Source organism: Candidatus Delongbacteria bacterium, from assembly GCA_041675285.1.
Classification (GTDB): domain Bacteria; phylum CAIWAD01; class CAIWAD01; order CAIWAD01; family CAIWAD01; genus CAIWAD01.
Map to the genome: position 1 here is coordinate 287,831 of JBAYTZ010000002.1, position 16,197 is coordinate 304,027.

Below are 16,197 nucleotides of genomic sequence, written 5' to 3' on the forward strand. Positions count from 1 at the left end.
GAAACCACCCATTGCGCCTCTACAGCCGATCTGCAGCGCGTCGGCTGAAGCTCCGGACCCGGCACAGCGGCCGATTCGCCGGCGGCGCGCCCGAGCGGCGCTGGCTGGGACGGGTGGGGGATGGTAGGTTTCCCTCCGCCGCAGTCAGGAGGAGAATCCATGGACCACGCCCGCGACCGCTATGAGAATCCCTTGTTGGGCCGCTACGCCAGCGCCGAGATGAGCCACATCTTCAGCCCGGACCACAAGTTCCGCACCTGGCGCCGCCTGTGGATCGTGCTGGCCGAGGTGGAACGTGAGCTGGGTCTGCCCATCCGCGAGGAGCAGTTGGACGAGCTGCGCGCCACGGCGGACGACATCAACCACGCCGAGGCCGAGGAGCGCGAGCGGATCACCCGACACGACGTGATGAGCCACGTGCACGCCTGGGGCCTGCAGTGCCCGCAGGCGGCGGGGATCATCCACCTGGGGGCCACCAGCGCCTACGTGGGCGACAACACCGACCTGATCCAGCTGCGCGAAGGCCTGCGCCTGCTGCGCACCCGCCTGTTGCGAGTGATCGCCCGGCTGGCGGCCTTCTCCCGGCGCTGGAAGGAGCTGCCCACCCTGGGCTTCACGCATTTCCAGCCCGCCCAGCCGGTGACGGTGGGCAAGCGCGCGGCCCTCTGGCTGCAGGATCTGATGCTGGACTTCGAGGACCTGGAACACCGGTTGGCCAACCTGCGCTTCCTGGGTTCCAAGGGCACCACGGGCACCCAGGCCAGTTTCCTGCAGCTCTTCGACGGCGACGAGGATAAGGTGCGCCGGCTGGACGCGGAGATCACCCGCCGGATGGGCTTCGAGCGCGACTACGCCGTCTGCGGCCAGACCTATCCGCGCAAGGAGGACGCCCGCGTGCTGGACTGGCTGGCCGGACTGGCCCGCAGCGCGCACCGGATCACTACGGACCTGCGCCTGCTCCAGCACCTGAAGGAGGTGGAGGAGCCCTTCGAGCAGGACCAGATCGGCTCCAGCGCCATGGCCTATAAGCGCAACCCCATGCGCAGCGAACGGGTGGGCAGCCTGGCCAAGTACCTGATGGCCCTGCCCCAGGGCGTGGGCATGACCGCCGCCACCCAGTGGTTCGAGCGCACGCTGGACGATAGCGCCCAGAAGCGTCTGGCCGTGCCCGAGGCTTTCCTCTGCGCGGACGCCATCCTGCTGATTTTGGAGAATGTCTTCAGCGGGCTGGTGGTCTACCCGGAGGTGATTCGCCGCCACCTGGACGCCGAACTGCCCTTCATGGTCACGGAGACCATTCTGATGGAAGGCGTGAAGCGCGGCGGCGACCGCCAGCAGCTCCACGAGGCCATCCGCCAGCTCAGCCTGCGCGCCGCGCGCCGGGTGAAGGAGGAGGGGCTGGAGAACAACCTGCTGGACCTATTGGCCGAGGACTCGCGCATTCCCTTCACCCTGGCCGACCTGCAGGTGCTTTGCAACCCACGCACCTTCACCGGCCGAGCCGCCAGCCAGGTGGAAGACTACCTGAAGAGCGAGGTGGACCCCCTGTTGGCCGCCGAGGCCGAAGCATTGGTGGGCGGCGCCGAGGATTTGAGGGTCTAGGCGGCCTGGCACCGGCCTGGCACCGACCTGGCACCGGCCTGGCACCGGCCTGGCACCGGCCTGGCACCGACCTGGCACCGGCCTGGCACCGGCCTGGCACCGACCTGGCACCGGCCTGGCACCGGGCCTTACTCCTTTCAAACTCATTGATTCTTAGTGTCTTCGAGTCTTCGTACGCAAAGAGAGCGCGGAAGGAGCGCCATTTACGCGAGGGAAAACACTGATTCTATCATCGATCGGTTGAATTTAGACGAAGCGAAAAGTATCGTTTGGCATGACCGAAGCGATGGACGACACCCTCAAGGCCCTCTACCAGCTCGGCGAGGAGCCCGATCCCGCCCACCCGCGCCGCGTGGCGACGGGGGAACTGGCCGAGGCGCTGGGCGTCAGCGCGCCCACGGTTTGCTCCATGCTCAAGCGGCTGGCTGCGCTGGAACCGCCGCTGGCGGAAAGCGAGCGTCACGGCGGCGCGCGCCTGACGGAGGCCGGCCGGCGGCTGGCGCTGGGTGTGCTGCGCCGGCACCGCCTGCTGGAGACCTTTCTGCAGCGCGAGCTGGGCTACGCCTGGGACGAGGTGCACGAGGAGGCCGACCGGCTGGAGCACGCGGTCAGCGAGCGCTTCTGCGAGGCCCTGGCCCGGCGGCTGGGCGGACCGGCGACGGATCCCCACGGGGAGCCCATCCCCGCCTCCGACGGCAGTCTGGAATCGCCCCTTGAGCTTCCGCTCTCCCAGCTGGCCGCTGGCGTGCCGGCCCGCGTGCGCCGGGTGACCTGCCGGGACGGCGAGTTGCTGCGCTATCTGGCCGCCCGCGGCCTGCAGCCCGGCGCGCGGCTGGTGCTGCTGGCCCGCGAGCCCTTCGGCGGCTCGCTCAAATTGCGCGTGGAAGAGACGGTGACGGAGCTGGGACCCGCGGCGGGCGCCGTGGTCTTTCTGGCCCTGCCCGACGGGGAGGACGCATGAGACGCGCCGCCTGGTGGCTGGGCCTGTTGTGGCTGGCCTGGACGGGCTGCGCCCCGGGACGGGACGGCGACGACGGCCGGCTGCGCGTGGTCTGCACCACGGGCATGATCACGGACCTGGCCACGCGCGTCGGCGGCGGGCAGATCGTCTGCCAGGGCCTGATGGGCCCTGGCGTGGATCCTCACCTCTACAAGGCCACGGCCGGCGACGTGGAGCGCCTGAGCCGCGCCGACCTGGTCCTCTACAATGGCCTGCATCTGGAAGCCCGGCTGGCGGAGGTCTTCGCGCATCTTCCGGGCGCCCGCTCCGCCGCGCTGGGCGAGCGGCTACCGGGCGCCGCCCCGCTGCTGGGGCCGGACGGGCACGCGCCGGATCCGCACATCTGGTTCGACGTCTCGCTGTGGAGCCTGGTGGCCCGGCGCATCGGCGAGGAACTGGCCGCCGCGGATTCCGCCAACGCCGCCGGCTATCGAGCCCGGGCCGCGGCCCTGGGGGATTCGCTGCTCGCGCTGCACGCGGAGATCCTGACCCGCGTGTCCCAGTTGCCGCCGGAGCGACGCCTGCTGGTGACGGCCCACGACGCCTTCCAGTATTTCGGACGCGCCTACGGCTTCGAAGTGCGCGGCCTGCAGGGGATCTCCACCGCGGCGGAGGCGGGGGCGCGGGACGTCCAGGCCTTGGCCACCCTGCTGGTGGAGCGGCGCGTGCCGGCCATCTTCGTCGAGTCCTCCGTGCCGCGGCGCACGCTGGAGGCCGTGCTGGAGGCCGCCCGCGCCCGCGGCGCCCATGTTCGGCTGGGCGGCGAGCTGTTCTCCGACGCCCTGGGGGACGGCGGCACGCCGGAAGGCACCTATGCCGGCATGGTGCGGCACAATGTGGACACCATCCTCGGCGCCCTGGAGGAGCAACCATGAACGAACCCGGTTCTCTGGCGGTGGAAATCCGCGACCTGACCGTGGCCTACCGCGAGCGGCCCGTGCTCTGGGACGTGGATCTGGACGTGCCCGTCGGCGTGCTGATGGCCCTGGTGGGACCCAACGGCGCCGGCAAGACCACGCTGCTGCGCTCAATCCTGGGGCAGGTGACGCCCGCCTCGGGCAGCATCCGCGTGCTGGGCGGGACGCTGGCGGAGGCGCGCCAGCGCATCGCCTACGTGCCTCAGCGGGGCCGCGTGGACTGGGACTTCCCCGTCTCCGTGGAGGACGTTGTGCGGATGGGCACTTACGGCCGGCTGGGCTGGCTGCGCCGTCCCGGGGCGGCCGAACGGCGCACGGCCCGCGAAGCGCTGGAGCGCGTGGGGATGAGCGACTTCGCCCGCCGCCAGATCAGCCAGCTCTCCGGCGGGCAGCAGCAGCGCACCTTCCTGGCCCGGGCCCTGGCCCAGGGCGGCGAGCTGCTCATCCTGGACGAACCCTTCCAGGGCGTGGACGCCCGGACGGAGCGCGCCATCGTCGACCTGCTGCAGGAGTTGCGCGGCCAGGGTCGCACCATCCTGGTCGTGCATCACGACCTGCAGACCGTGCCCGACTACTTCGACCAGGTGGCCCTGCTCAACGTGCAGCTGGTGGCGGCGGGGCCGGTGGCCTTGGTCTTCCACGAGGCCAACCTGCGTCTGACCTACGGCGGCCGCGCCCGGGATCCGGAGCGCCTGCCCCTGTCCGCGCCGGTGGCGTCGTGATCCAGCTAGACCACATGGCTCGTGTGGTGCTGACGGGCTGCGCGCTCATCGGCCTGACTGGCGGCGCGCTGGGGACTTTCGTGGTGCTGCGCCGGCAGAGCCTGGTGGGGGACGTGGTCTCCCACGCGGCCTTGCCGGGCATCGTGCTGGCCTTCTGGCTGACGGGCAGCCGCTCCACGCCGGCTCTGGCCGCCGGGGCGGCCCTGGCGGGGCTGATCGGCATGCTGGCCGCCAGCTGGATCCTGCGCCGCACGCTGCTGCGCGAGGACGGCGTGCTGGGCCTCGTGCTGTCCTCCTTCTTCGGGCTGGGCCTGATGGGACTGACCTGGATCCAGCGCCAGCCCGACGCCGCGCAGGCCGGACTGGACCGCTACCTCTTCGGCAACGCGGCGACCCTGCTGAGCCAGGATCTGGCCTGGATGGCCGGCGCCGCCCTGCTGGTGGCGGGCACGCTGGCGCTGCTGTGGAAGGAATTCTCGCTGTTGGCCTTCGACGCGGACTTCGCCGCCCAATTGGGCTGGCCCGTGCGCCAGCTGGACCTGATCCTCACGCTGCTGACGGTGGTGGTGATCGTGCTGGGCCTGCAGACCGTGGGCGTGGTGCTGATGAGCACGCTGCTCATCGCGCCGGCGGTGGCGGCCCGGCAGTGGACGGACCGTCTGGGGCGGATGACCCTGCTGGCCGGCGGACTGGGTGCCCTGGCCGGCGTGCTGGGCGGCGCGGGCAGCCTGGCTTTCGCCCGCCTGCCCACGGGACCGGCCATCGTGCTGGCGGCCTCGGGTTTGGTGCTGTTGTCACTGGGGCTGGGAACGCGGGGCGGCTGGCTGTGGAGCGGGTTGCGCCGGCGGCGGCTGCGGCGGGAAGGTGGGGAGGCGCTGCTCCATGGCTAAGCGGGTGCAGAACGGTCGCGCCGGCCAGACAGAGGGTCCGCGAGAGTGGCCCGCCGCGGGCGGTCTGTCAGGGGTGAATCGGGTTTTCGCGAGAAATACGGAAGACCCTGGAGGATTCAGCGAACTTTTCCCGGGACCCCGAGTGCCCCGGGTGGGTGGGGGGTCGGTGGGAGGGAAACCCTGGATTTTCGGAAATCAGGACTCCCCCTTCGATCTGCATCACCCTTGTCGCCGGCAGGTATTCGCCCGCCCGGACCGGGCCACGCTGGGCCTCGCTTCCGGAGGCCGGCCATGAGCCCCGCCGCGGAACTGCAGTGGATCGCCGCCGTGGCGGCCCTGGCCTGTGCCCTGCCCGGGGGCTTCCTCCTGCTGCGCCGCCAGGCCCTGCTCAGCGACGCGCTGAGCCACAGCGTGCTGCTGGGCATCGTGGTGGCCTTCTTCCTGCTGGGCAGCCTGGATTCCCCCTGGCTGGCGGCAGGCGCCAGCCTGAGCGGCCTGCTGATGGTGCTGCTGGTGGACCTGCTGCAGCGGGGCGGGCGCGTCAAGGAGGACGCCGCCCTGGGGCTGGTCTTTCCGCTGCTGTTCAGCGTCGCCGTCATCCTGATCAGCCGCTGGGCCGGCCACATCCACCTGGACACGGACGCCGTGCTGCTGGGCGAACTGGCCTTCGCGCCTTTCCGGCGCCTGGAGTGGCTCGGCCTCGACCTGCCCGTCGCCCTCTGGCAGATGGGCGGCCTGCTGCTGCTCAACCTGGGCTTTCTGCTGCTCTTCTGGAAAGAGCTGTCGCTCTCGGCCTTCGACTCCCTGCTCGCCGGCAGCCTGGGCTTTCGTCCCGCTCTGCTGCACACGCTGGAGCTGGGCCTGCTCTCGCTGACCTGCGTGGCGGCCTTCGACGCCGTGGGCTCGGTGCTGGTGGTGGCGCTGATCGTCACGCCCGCCGTGACGGCGCGACTCCTCAGTGACCGTCTGCCCTCGTACTTTGTCTGGGCCGCGCTGGTGGCCGTGTTGTCGTCGCAACTGGGCTGGCGGCTGGCGGTCTGGCTGGACGCCAGCATCGCGGGCTCCATGGCCGTGGCCGGGGGTCTGCTGTTCACGGCGGCCCTGCTCTTCTCGCCGCGGCGCGGCTGGGTGGCGGGCCTGCGTCGCGAGCGCGCCCAGCGGCGGCAGTTCGCGCGCCGCCTGCTGGTCATCCACCTGCACAACCACGAGGGCACGCCGCAGGAGGCGGAGGAATGCCGCCTCGCCCACTTGAGCGAGCATCTGAACTGGAGCGCGGAGATCGCGCGGGAGCGTGTCGGTCTCTGCCTGGAGAGCGGCTGGGTGAGCCGGGACGGCGAGCGCTTGAGCTTGACGGCGGCAGGCCGGGCGGCCGCGCAGCAGGCGCTGGAGGAATTGCCCCTGCAGCTGGCCGGCGCGCGCGAGGAAGGCCTGCTCTGCCCCTGGCCCGCCCCGCGAATCTGAAGAACACCAACGAGGAGAAACTTCCCATGGAGATGAGTTACCGGCCCCTGGGCCGCTGCGGCACCAAGGTCAGCACCTTCGGGCTGGGCGGCTGGACCACGTTCGGCGGCTCGCTCAAGGAGCAGGCGCTGGTGGATCGTCTGCTGGCCCTGGCCTTCGAGCGCGGCGTGAATTTTTTCGACACGGCGGACATCTACGCCAAGGGCGCCTGTGAGCTGTCCATGGGCCAGGCCTTGGCCAGCCTGCCGCGCCACCGGCTGGTGCTGGCCTCCAAACTCTTCTGGCCCATGAGCGCGGATCCCAACGATCGCGGCCTCTCGCGCAAGCACATCCTGGAGTCCGTGGAGAAGAGCCTCAAGCGCCTGGGCACGGACTACCTGGACATCTACTTCTGCCACCGCTTCGACAGCGAAACTCCCGTGCTGGAGACCGTGCGCGCCATGGACGACCTGGTGCGGCAGGGCAAGATCCTCTACTGGGGCACCAGCGAGTGGAGCGGCGGGCGGATCCGCGAGGCGCACCGCCTGGCCGCGGAGTGGCGCTGTCACGGGCCGCAGGTGGAGCAGCCCCAGCACTCGCTGCTGGCGCGCGGCCGTTTCGAGCACGACGTCCTGCCCGCCTGCCTGGAGTTGGGGATGGGCAGCGTGCTCTGGAGTCCGCTGGCCAGCGGCCTGCTGAGCGGAAAGTATGACGACGGGATTCCGGCCGGCAGCCGGCTGGACAACCCTGGCTTCGAGTGGCTGAAGAACACCCTTCTCAAGCCCGACACCCTGGAGCGCGTGCGGCGCTTCGGCGCGGTCTGCGCCGGGCGCGGCCTCTCGCGCAGCCAGGTGGCGCTGGCCTGGGCGGCGGACCGCTTCGGCGTCTCCAGCGTGATCCTGGGCGCCACCAGCGAAGCCCAACTGCTGGAGAATCTCGCCGCGCTGGAACTTCAGCTGGACGGCGGGCTGCGCGCTGAGCTGGACGCCATCTTCCCGGACACCCTGCAGGCCACCGATTGAACGCGTTGACGGCCCTGCTTTCCGAGAGCCTGGACTACGCCGGACTCTTCCCGCCGGCGGCCCTGCCCATGGCCGAGGCCTGGCGCGAGTTCCGCCGCCAGCTGACCATGGGGGAGCGCTGGTTGCTGGGCGGCTTCGTCTGCCCGGCCGCGCGCCTGGAGGAGTTGGCGGTCTGCGTGGAGGCGGACGACGGGCCGCTGCCGCTGGTGCTGCTGGCGGCCCGTCCGGACGGCCCGGACGGGGGCGCACGCTTGGCGGAGGACCAGGCGCGCTGGCGGGCCTTCGAAGGCCGCTTTCCCGATCGCGCCCAGCTGCGGGGCTGGGAAATTCGCCTGCCGGACGTGGCGGCGGAGGGGCTGGAGTCGCTGCTGGCCGTGGGTGCTGAGCAACTACCCGGCGAGTGTCCGCTGTTCTGGGAGCCAGATCCCGCCTGGGACGAGGAGCGGCTGGAGGGCCTGGGCCAGGCCCTGGCCGCTCAGCGCCTTGTCTCACGCCGGCACGGCTACAAGCTGCGCTGCGGCGGCACCCGGGCGGAGGACTTCCCCTCCGTCCCGCGCGTGGCCTGGGTGCTGGGGCTGGTGCGGCGCCACGAGCTGCCGCTCAAGCTCACGGCCGGGCTGCACCATCCGCTGCGCCACTACCGCCCGGAGCCGGGCGTCTGGATGCACGGCTTTCTCAATGTCTACCTGGCCGCCTTGGCCGCCCGCAGCCACGGTCTGGAGTCCCGCGACCTGGAGGCGATCCTGGGCGAGACGCGCGCCGACGCCTTTCGCCAGCGGCCGGACCGGCTGTCCTGGCGCGAGCTGACCGTGGATATCGTTGAAATTCGCGAGAGCCGGGCCTGGTTGGCCGGCCTTGGCAGTTGCAGCGTGGACGAGCCCGTGGCCGATCTGCAGGCCCTGGGCTGGCTGCCGCGCAGTTCCACAGAATCGGAGGGAACATGACCCCGCTACCGCTGGATGAGCAGCGCTCCTTCGTGGACGGCGCTCAGGAGACGGACTTTCCGATCCAGAACCTGCCCTACGGCGTGTTCCGGCCGGCGCCGGACGGCAGCCTGCTGGGCGCCCTGCCCCGGGTGGGCGTGGCCATCGGCGACCAGGTGCTGGACCTGGCCATCCTTGAGGAGGCCGGCCTGCTGGACGGCGTGCGCATGCACGGGATGCGGATCTTCGCCCGGGACGGACTCAACGCGCTGATGGCCGAGGGCCCGGCGGTCTGGAGGGCGCTGCGGGCCCGACTGACGGAGCTGCTGGACGAGCGCAACCCCGCGCTGCGCGAACGTCAGGGTGTGCGGGATGCCGCCTTGCGCCCCCTGTCCGCCGTCACTCTGGAGCTGCCCGCGCGCATCGGCGACTACACCGACTTCTACGCCTCGCGCCAGCACGCCACCAACGTGGGCGTGATGTTCCGAGGCAAGGAAAACGCGCTGCTGCCCAACTGGCTGCACCTACCGGTGGGCTACCACGGCCGGGCCAGCTCCGTCGTGCTGAGCGGCACGCCCGTCCGCCGGCCCCTGGGACAAACCGAGCGGCCCGAGGGCGGCGCGCCGCAGTTCGGGGCCAGTCGCCAACTGGACATCGAGCTCGAGGCAGGCTTCTTCGTGGGGCCAGGCAACGCCCTGGGCGAGGCCGTACCCCTGGCGGACGCCCGTGGCCAGCTCTTCGGCATGGTGCTGGTGAACGACTGGTCTGCGCGCGACATCCAAAAGTGGGAGTACCAGCCGCTGGGCCCTTTCCTGGCCAAGAATTTCGCCACCACCATCTCGCCCTGGGTGGTGCCGCTGGAAGCGCTGGAGCCCTTCCGCTGCGCCGGTCCGGAGCAGGACGATCCGGCGCCGCTGCCCTACCTGCGCCAGGCCGGCCCGCGCCTCTGGGATGTGGAACTGGAGGTCTGGCTGCGCACAGCCCGGGCGGCGGAGCCCGTCCGGATCGCGGCCAGCAATCTGCGACACCTCTACTGGGGTCCGGAACAGATGCTGACGCATCACACGGTGACCGGCTGCAACCTGCGTCCGGGGGATCTGCTGGCCACGGGCACCATCTCCGGCCCGGAGAAGGAGTCCTACGGCAGCCTGCTGGAGCTGTCCTGGCGCGGCAGCGAGCCTTTGCAGCTGCCGGATGGCGAGAACCGCGCCTTCCTGGAGGACGGGGACACAGTCGTGATCCGCGGGCGTGCCCAGGGCCAGGGCTGGCACATCGGCTTCGGCGAGGCCCGGGGAACCATCCTGCCTGCCCGCCCGTTGGAGTGACTTCATTGCGAATGGTCCATACGAGTACTATTGTGTGCGGCCCATTCCATTCAACCGAGAGTAGGGAGACAGACATCACACGGGTCATGCACAGCCGCTTGGTAGCCGGCAGCGCAGCAGGAATGCAACGGGGATTGCGGAAATCCTTGGTGCTGGCGCTGTTGTTTTTGCTGTGCGCTCAGTGGCTGTCGCTGGTGCCTCTAGTGATGAACGGGATCTCGGCCAACTCACATGAAGCTGTCGCGGAGTGTTCCTCCGAGGCCTGTGACGATTTGACAAGTCACTCCTGCGGATGCCTGGGCTGTCCAGTCCACGCTGGCAGCTTGGTGCTCCTCGACCGGGCGAACCACCCGGGCCCACCGGCCAGCGTACCCTTGGCTTGGCATATCGATGCTTCGTTGTGCATTCATCGCTTGGATGACTCCGTCTTCCGTCCGCCCTGCGCCTAAACCCCTTCCACATCACTTGTGAAGCGCTCGCACGCCCCTGGGCGTCTTGGAGCGTGGACTGATTCCCTTCATCGACAGCAAGGATGGATCTTCAATGCAACGACATGTGATGCAAACGCCGGCGGTTGGGCCGTGGCGGCCGCTGTTCTGGCTGCTGGCCCTGCTGGCCTGCGGACTGCCGGGGAACGCCCCCCGGGCCGCGGAAGCGGGACAGGATCCGGGCGGAACGGCCGGCCCGGCGGATACGCTGCGCCTGAGCTGGACCGACTTTCAATCGAATCGTGCGCGGCACCCGCGCCTGGCGGAGGCCCGGGCCGCGATCCGGGAGGCGGAGGGTGCGACCCGCGCGGCGCGCGCCCTGCCCAATCCCAGCTGGGAGGCACGCGTCCTGAGCGTGGATCCGCTGGGCGGAGGCGATCCCGCTCGCGAGGACGAGTGGTCTGTGAGCGTCCCCGTGGACTGGCTCTGGACCCGGCCCGGCGCCGTGAAGGCCGCCCGAGCGACAAAGGCCCAGGCGGAGGCCGAGGCCCGATTGGTGGAGCAGGCCGTGCAGATGGAAGCCGGCGCGGTCTTCTGGGGCCTGGTGCGCGACCAAGCCTTGGTGGAATCCCTGGATGAGCTGAGCCACCAGCTGCAGGACCTGCGGCAGGCGGTGGAGACCCGGGTGCGCGTAGGTGAAGCGCGGCCGGTGGAGGCGACCCGCGCCCGGGTGGAGGCCCTGCAGGCTGAGCTGGAGGCTGCGGCCGCCCTGCGCTCACTGGCCCTGAGCCGCGAGCAGTTCGCCCGCTGGCTGCCGGCGGGGGAGCGGCGCGTGCCGCTGGCGATGGCCGCGCTTGAGACATTGGTCGCCACCCCGGAGCCCGGGGCCGGTGGAGCCCTGCCGGACCATCCGCTGCTGCAGGCGGCCCGGGCCCGAGTCGGGGCCCAGCGCGGCGCCCTGGCCGTGGAACGCGGGCGGATCCTGCCCAAGCTCGAACTGCTGGCCAGCCTGGAGCGGGCCGATGACCGTCGCAGTACGGGGGCGGGCCTGGCCGTGGAGCTGCCCCTGTTCAACTGGAACCGCGGTCCGATCCAGCAGGCCCATGCGCGTCTGGACGCGGCGGAGGCGGGCCTGGAGACGGAGCGCCGCCGCTGGGCGGACGAGCGGGCGGCGGCCCTGGCGGCCTGCGAGTCGAGCCGGGAAGAGGCCCGCGCCTACCGGGAACAGATTCTACCCCAGGCCGAGGAGGCCGCCCGCGTGCTGACCCACAGTTGGCGGGTGGGGGAGTCCAACCTCTTCGAATTGATTGACGCCCGCCGCACCCTGGCGGCCACCCGCCGGCAGGCCATCCTGGTGTACTGCCAGGCCCAGCTGGACGGCTTGCGCCTCGAGATCCTGCTTGAGAAGGAGACGAACAAATGAAGACGCGTATCATCAGCCTGAATCTGGCCCTGTTGGCCTTGTTGGCCCTGGCCCAGTCCTGCGGCAAGCCCGCGGCCGAACCGGCCCACGAAGAAGTGGCGGTGGTGGAAGAGGATCACGAAGGCCACGGCCACGCCGCGGAGGGCGAGGCCGAACTCTCGGACCTGGACCGGCCCGTTGACGAGTTGTTCGCCGCCACCTGCGAACACGAGATGAACACCTACAAGTGCGCGGAGTGCCGCTACGAAGTGGGGGTGGTCCACACGCCGCCGCAGCTGTTCCAGGAGGGGCTGCTGAAACTGGGCAAGGTGGAGCGGCGGGTGGTGGACCTGCCCCTGACCCTGATGGGCGAAGTGGTCTTTGACGAGGGCCGGGTGACCCATTTGAGTCCCGTGACCGCGGGGATCATCCGCCAGGTGCACGTGACGCTGGGTCAGCGGGTCCGACGGGGCCAGCTGCTGCTGGAGCTGGAGAGCGCCGAGGCCGGTGAGGCCCAGGAGCGCCAGTTGGAGGCCGAGGCCCAGGTGGCGCGGGCCACGCGGGACTTCGAGCGGGCCAGCGAGCTGCGCGACCAGGGCATCAACTCGGAGAAGGAGTTCCTCCAGGCGCGACAAGAGCAGGAATCCGCCCGGATCCGCCTGAACACGGCCCAAAGCCGGTTGGCCTCGATGGGGCTCAGCGCCCAGGATCCCCCCGGGCGGGTGTTGGTCCGTGCGCCGGAGGACGGCACCGTGCTGACCTTGCACGCCGTGCCCGGCGAGAGCGTGCACCCGGAGGAATCCCTGGTCACGGTGGGCGACAACCGTGTTCTCTGGGTTTGGTGCGACCTCTACGAGCGGGACATCGCCGGATTGCTGAGCGGCCCGCAACCCGCGCGCCGGCCGGCCCGCGTCACGGTCAAGGCCTGGCCGCAAGAGAGCTTCACGGGCAGCGTCGAATTCATCAGTCCCTCCATGGACGTGGCGAGCCGCACGGCCAAAGTGCGCGTGGCGGTGCAGAACAAGGACCAGCGCCTGCTGGCGGGCATGTTCGCCCAGGTGCAGGTCTACCTGCCGGGCAGCGAGAACGTCCAGGCCGTGCCGGCCGCGGCGGTTTGCGAGGACGAGGGCCGGTCCTTCGTGTTCGTGCCCCACGGCGCGGACTACTTCGTGCGGCGCCCGGTGGTCACGGGCCGCGCCTGGGCGGACTGGGTCGAACTGGTCCAGCCCACCGACCTCTCCACCGTGGTGGCCGACGGCGTCTTCCTGCTGAAATCCGACGTGCTGCGCTCGAAAATGGGCGCCGGCTGCGCCGACTAGGAGAACAAGATGAAGCTCAATCTTTGGCTGCTGCAGCACCGTCTGCTGATGGTGCTGGCGGCGCTCGTGTTGACGGCGGCAGGGCTGGTGGCTTGGCGCAACCTGCCCATCGACGCTTTTCCCGACGTCACCAACATCCAGGTGATGATCCTGAGCCAAGCGCCCGGTCTGGCCGCCACGGACGTGGAGGACCGGATCAGCTATCCCATCGAGCAGGTGATGCGCGGCCTGCCCCGGGTGACCCAGGTGCGCTCGCTCTCCAAGGCCGGCCTCTCGCAGGTCGTGGTGATTTTTGAAGACGGCGTGGACACCTATTGGACGCGTCAGCAGGTCTTCGAACGGCTGGCCGTGGCGCGCGAACAGCTGCCCCCCGGCGTGGAGCCCGAGCTGGGTCCCATCAGCACCGGACTGGGCGAGATCTACCAGTACACGCTGGAAAGCGACTCGCTGGGCGCCATGGAGCTGCGGACGATCCAGGACTGGCTGGTGGCGCCGCTGCTCAAGCCTGTTCCCGGCGTCAACGAGGTCAACAGTTTCGGCGGCCTGGTGCGCCAGGTGCAGGTGCTGGTGGATCCGGACAAGCTGCTCACCTACGGCCTGACCCTGGACGAAGTGGCCACCGCCCTTGAGGCGAACAACGCCAACGCCGGCGGCGGCGTGGTGGCCCGGGGTTGGGAGCAGGTCTACTTGCGCGGCGTGGGTCTGCTGGGTGGAATCGGCGACGTGGAGAACGTGGTGCTGCGCGCCCGGGACGGTTCGCCCGTGCGCGTGCAGGACATCGCCGAGGTGGTGATCGGTGCCGAGTCGCGCCAGGGGGCGGTGACCCGGGACGGCCACGGCGAGGCGGTGGCGGGCATGATCATCATGCTCAAGGGCGCCAACGCCAAGGACGTGGTCAGCCGGGTCAAGGAGAGCATCGGCCGGATCCAGGAGACGCTGCCCGCGGGCGTGCGCCTGAACGTGTTCTACGACCGCACGACGCTGATCCAGGCCTGCATCCGGACGGTGCAGAACGCCCTGCTGGAGGGCGGCGTCTTCGTGATCCTGGTACTCTTCCTGTTCCTGGCCGAGTTCCGCACGGCCCTGATCGTGCTGCTCTCACTGCCGTTGACCTTCCTGATCAGTTTCATCGTGATGGGCTGGGCGGGCCTGAGTTCCAACCTGATGAGCCTGGGCGGGCTGGCCTTCTCGGTGGGCATGGTGGTGGACGCCTCCATCGTGGTGGTGGAGAACGTAAGACGCCATTTGGCCGAAGCGCTGCCGGAGACGTCTATCCGGGAAGTGGTGGCGCGCGCCGTGACGGAAGTGGCGCGGCCCGTGGCCTTCTCCGTGCTGATCGTGGCCATCATCCTGGTGCCGCTCTACACGCTGCAGGGCATCGAGGGCAAGATGTTCGCGCCCCTGGCCAGCACCATGCTCATCGCCCTGCTGGTCTCGCTGGTGGTTGCCTTCACCATTATTCCGGCCCTCGCGGACTTGCTGCTGAAGAAAATCCCTGAGCGTGAGTTCGGCTTCACCAAGCGCCTGCACGCCGGCTACCTGCGTTTGCTGGCGCGGGCCATCGCGCGGCCGGGCCTGACCCTGGGCCTCTCCGGCGGCGCCTTGCTGGCCTCCCTGGCGCTGGTGCCGTTCATCGGCACCGAGTTCATGCCGCCGCTGGACGAGGGGGCCATCGCCATCAACGTGGTGCGCCTGCCCAATGCCTCACTGGAAGGTTCCGTGGCTGTGGCGACGGCCATCGAGAAGCGGCTGGCCGCCTACCCGGAAGTGGAGTGCGTGGTGAGCAAGACCGGCCGCGCGGAGATCTCCGAGGATCCGATGGGGCCGGAGCAGACCGACGTGATCATCATGCTCAAGCCGCGCGGCAAGTGGAAGACTGGCCGGGACAAGACCGAGCTGGTGGCGGCTATCCAGACGGACCTGGCGAGCATCCCAGGTGTGCGCTATTCGTTCTCCCAACCCATCGCCCTGCGCGTGAACGAACTGATCTCCGGAGTGAAAAGCGATCTGGCCGTGAAGATCTTCGGACCGGATCTGGATGTACTGAAGGAATTGGCGGACAAGGCGGCGGCCGTGCTGCAGCAGGTGGAAGGGGCCAGCGACGTCAAGGTGGAGCAGATCTCGGGCATGCTGCAGTTGGACGTACGGATCGACCGCGCGGCGGCGGCGCGCCACGGGATCAGCATGGCCGACATCAACGACACCATCGAGCTGGCCGTGGCCGGACGGCAGGCCACCACGCTGATCGAGGAGCAGCGGCGCATCGCTGTGGTGCTGCGCTATCCGGCGGCCAACCGGACCACCCAGGCGGAACTGGAGCGCCTGCTGGTGGCGGCGCCGGGCGGCGAACGTGTGCCCCTGGCACAGCTGGCCACTTTTGAGTTGGTGGAGACTCCCACCCAGGTCAGCCGGGAGAACGGCATGCGTCGTGTGGTGGCCGAGGCCAACGTGCGCGACCGTGACCTGGGCAGCTTCGTGGCCGAAGTCCAGCAGCGCATGCAACCGCTGCTGAAGTCATTGCCCACCGGCTATCATTTGGAGTACGGCGGCCAGTTCGAGAACCAGCAGCGCGCCATGCGCCAGCTGGCGCTGGTAGTCCCCGTGGCGCTCCTGTTGATCCTGGTCCTGCTCTACTTGGCGCTGGGCTCCATCGGGGCTTCGCTCCTGGTGTTGCTCAATCTGCCCTTCTCGCTGGTGGGCGGGATTCTGGCGGTGGTGCTGTTTCGCATGCCGCTCTCCGTCTCCGCCGCCGTGGCCTTCATCGTGCTGCTCGGCGTGGCCGTGCAGAACGGCGTGGTGCTGGTGGCCTTCTTCCGCCAGTTACGGGCGGATGGCGAGAGCATTGAGGAGACCGTCCGCATCGGCTGCGACCTGCGCTTCCGGCCACTGCTGATGACCGCGCTCACCAGTTTCATCGGCCACCTGCCCATGCTCTACGCCACGGGCTCCGGTGCGGACATCCAAAGGCCGCTGGCCGTGGTGGTGATGGGCGGACTGGTGACGTCCACACTGCTGACCTTGATCGTCCTGCCCACGCTGTACCTGACGGCGCACCGCTGGCGGAGCGCCCGCCGGGCGCGCGCCGCGCGCTGAGCCGTTCGGCGCCCAACCGGCACCGGGAGGCCCACCTGGCTTCCCGGGCCGGCGGGCGCGGCGGCCGGGGTGGGTGTCGGCTGCCGGAGCGCCGGGAAGACCCTGCATTCGCCA

Annotated in this window: 12 protein-coding genes; all 12 read left to right on the plus strand. The window is 70.0% G+C overall.

Going from position 1 to position 16,197, the window contains the following annotated elements:
- Positions 1-159: 159 nt before the first annotated feature.
- The 12 genes from purB to WC326_03085 all read left to right on the plus strand — a co-directional run bounded on the left by purB (position 160) and on the right by WC326_03085 (position 16,083).
- Positions 160-1,602 (plus strand): adenylosuccinate lyase, encoded by a 1,443-nt coding sequence (gene purB / locus WC326_03030; protein MFA7330027.1) that lies wholly within the window; start codon positions 160-162, stop codon positions 1,600-1,602.
- Between the two features lie 274 nt (positions 1,603-1,876).
- The gene (locus WC326_03035; GenBank protein ID MFA7330028.1) at positions 1,877-2,563 is read left to right on the plus strand and encodes a metal-dependent transcriptional regulator; all 687 of its coding nucleotides are present in this window, start codon (positions 1,877-1,879) and stop codon (positions 2,561-2,563) included.
- Entirely contained in the window at positions 2,560-3,477 is a 918-nt protein-coding gene (locus tag WC326_03040) for a zinc ABC transporter substrate-binding protein (GenBank protein ID MFA7330029.1), read from the plus strand. Before WC326_03035 ends, WC326_03040 begins: the two co-directional genes overlap by 4 nt.
- Positions 3,474-4,241 carry a metal ABC transporter ATP-binding protein gene (locus WC326_03045; GenBank protein MFA7330030.1) on the plus strand — a complete coding sequence of 256 codons (768 nt, stop codon included), beginning with the start codon at positions 3,474-3,476 and terminating at the stop codon, positions 4,239-4,241. Before WC326_03040 ends, WC326_03045 begins: the two co-directional genes overlap by 4 nt.
- Entirely contained in the window at positions 4,238-5,131 is an 894-nt protein-coding gene (locus tag WC326_03050; GenBank protein MFA7330031.1) for an iron chelate uptake ABC transporter family permease subunit, read from the plus strand. Before WC326_03045 ends, WC326_03050 begins: the two co-directional genes overlap by 4 nt.
- A 291-nt stretch (positions 5,132-5,422) precedes the next feature.
- Positions 5,423-6,592, plus strand: coding sequence for a metal ABC transporter permease (locus WC326_03055; protein MFA7330032.1), 1,170 nt, complete (start codon positions 5,423-5,425; stop codon positions 6,590-6,592).
- Positions 6,593-6,618: 26 nt separating this feature from the next.
- Positions 6,619-7,593: an aldo/keto reductase family protein gene (locus WC326_03060; GenBank protein MFA7330033.1), complete on the plus strand. Its 975-nt coding sequence runs from the start codon at positions 6,619-6,621 to the stop codon at positions 7,591-7,593.
- Positions 7,590-8,537, plus strand: coding sequence for a hypothetical protein (locus WC326_03065; protein MFA7330034.1), 948 nt, complete (start codon positions 7,590-7,592; stop codon positions 8,535-8,537). Before WC326_03060 ends, WC326_03065 begins: the two co-directional genes overlap by 4 nt.
- Positions 8,534-9,841: a fumarylacetoacetase gene (gene fahA, locus WC326_03070; GenBank protein MFA7330035.1), complete on the plus strand. Its 1,308-nt coding sequence runs from the start codon at positions 8,534-8,536 to the stop codon at positions 9,839-9,841. The genes WC326_03065 and fahA overlap by 4 nt, the downstream gene beginning before the upstream one ends.
- A 558-nt stretch (positions 9,842-10,399) precedes the next feature.
- On the plus strand, positions 10,400-11,692 hold the full coding sequence (locus WC326_03075; GenBank protein MFA7330036.1) for a TolC family protein: 1,293 nt from the start codon (positions 10,400-10,402) through the stop codon (positions 11,690-11,692).
- Entirely contained in the window at positions 11,689-12,990 is a 1,302-nt protein-coding gene (locus tag WC326_03080) for an efflux RND transporter periplasmic adaptor subunit (GenBank protein ID MFA7330037.1), read from the plus strand. The genes WC326_03075 and WC326_03080 overlap by 4 nt, the downstream gene beginning before the upstream one ends.
- Before the next feature lie 9 nt (positions 12,991-12,999).
- A complete protein-coding gene (locus WC326_03085; protein ID MFA7330038.1) occupies positions 13,000-16,083 on the plus strand; it encodes a CusA/CzcA family heavy metal efflux RND transporter in 3,084 nt (1,027 codons plus the stop codon).
- Positions 16,084-16,197: the final 114 nt, after the last annotated feature.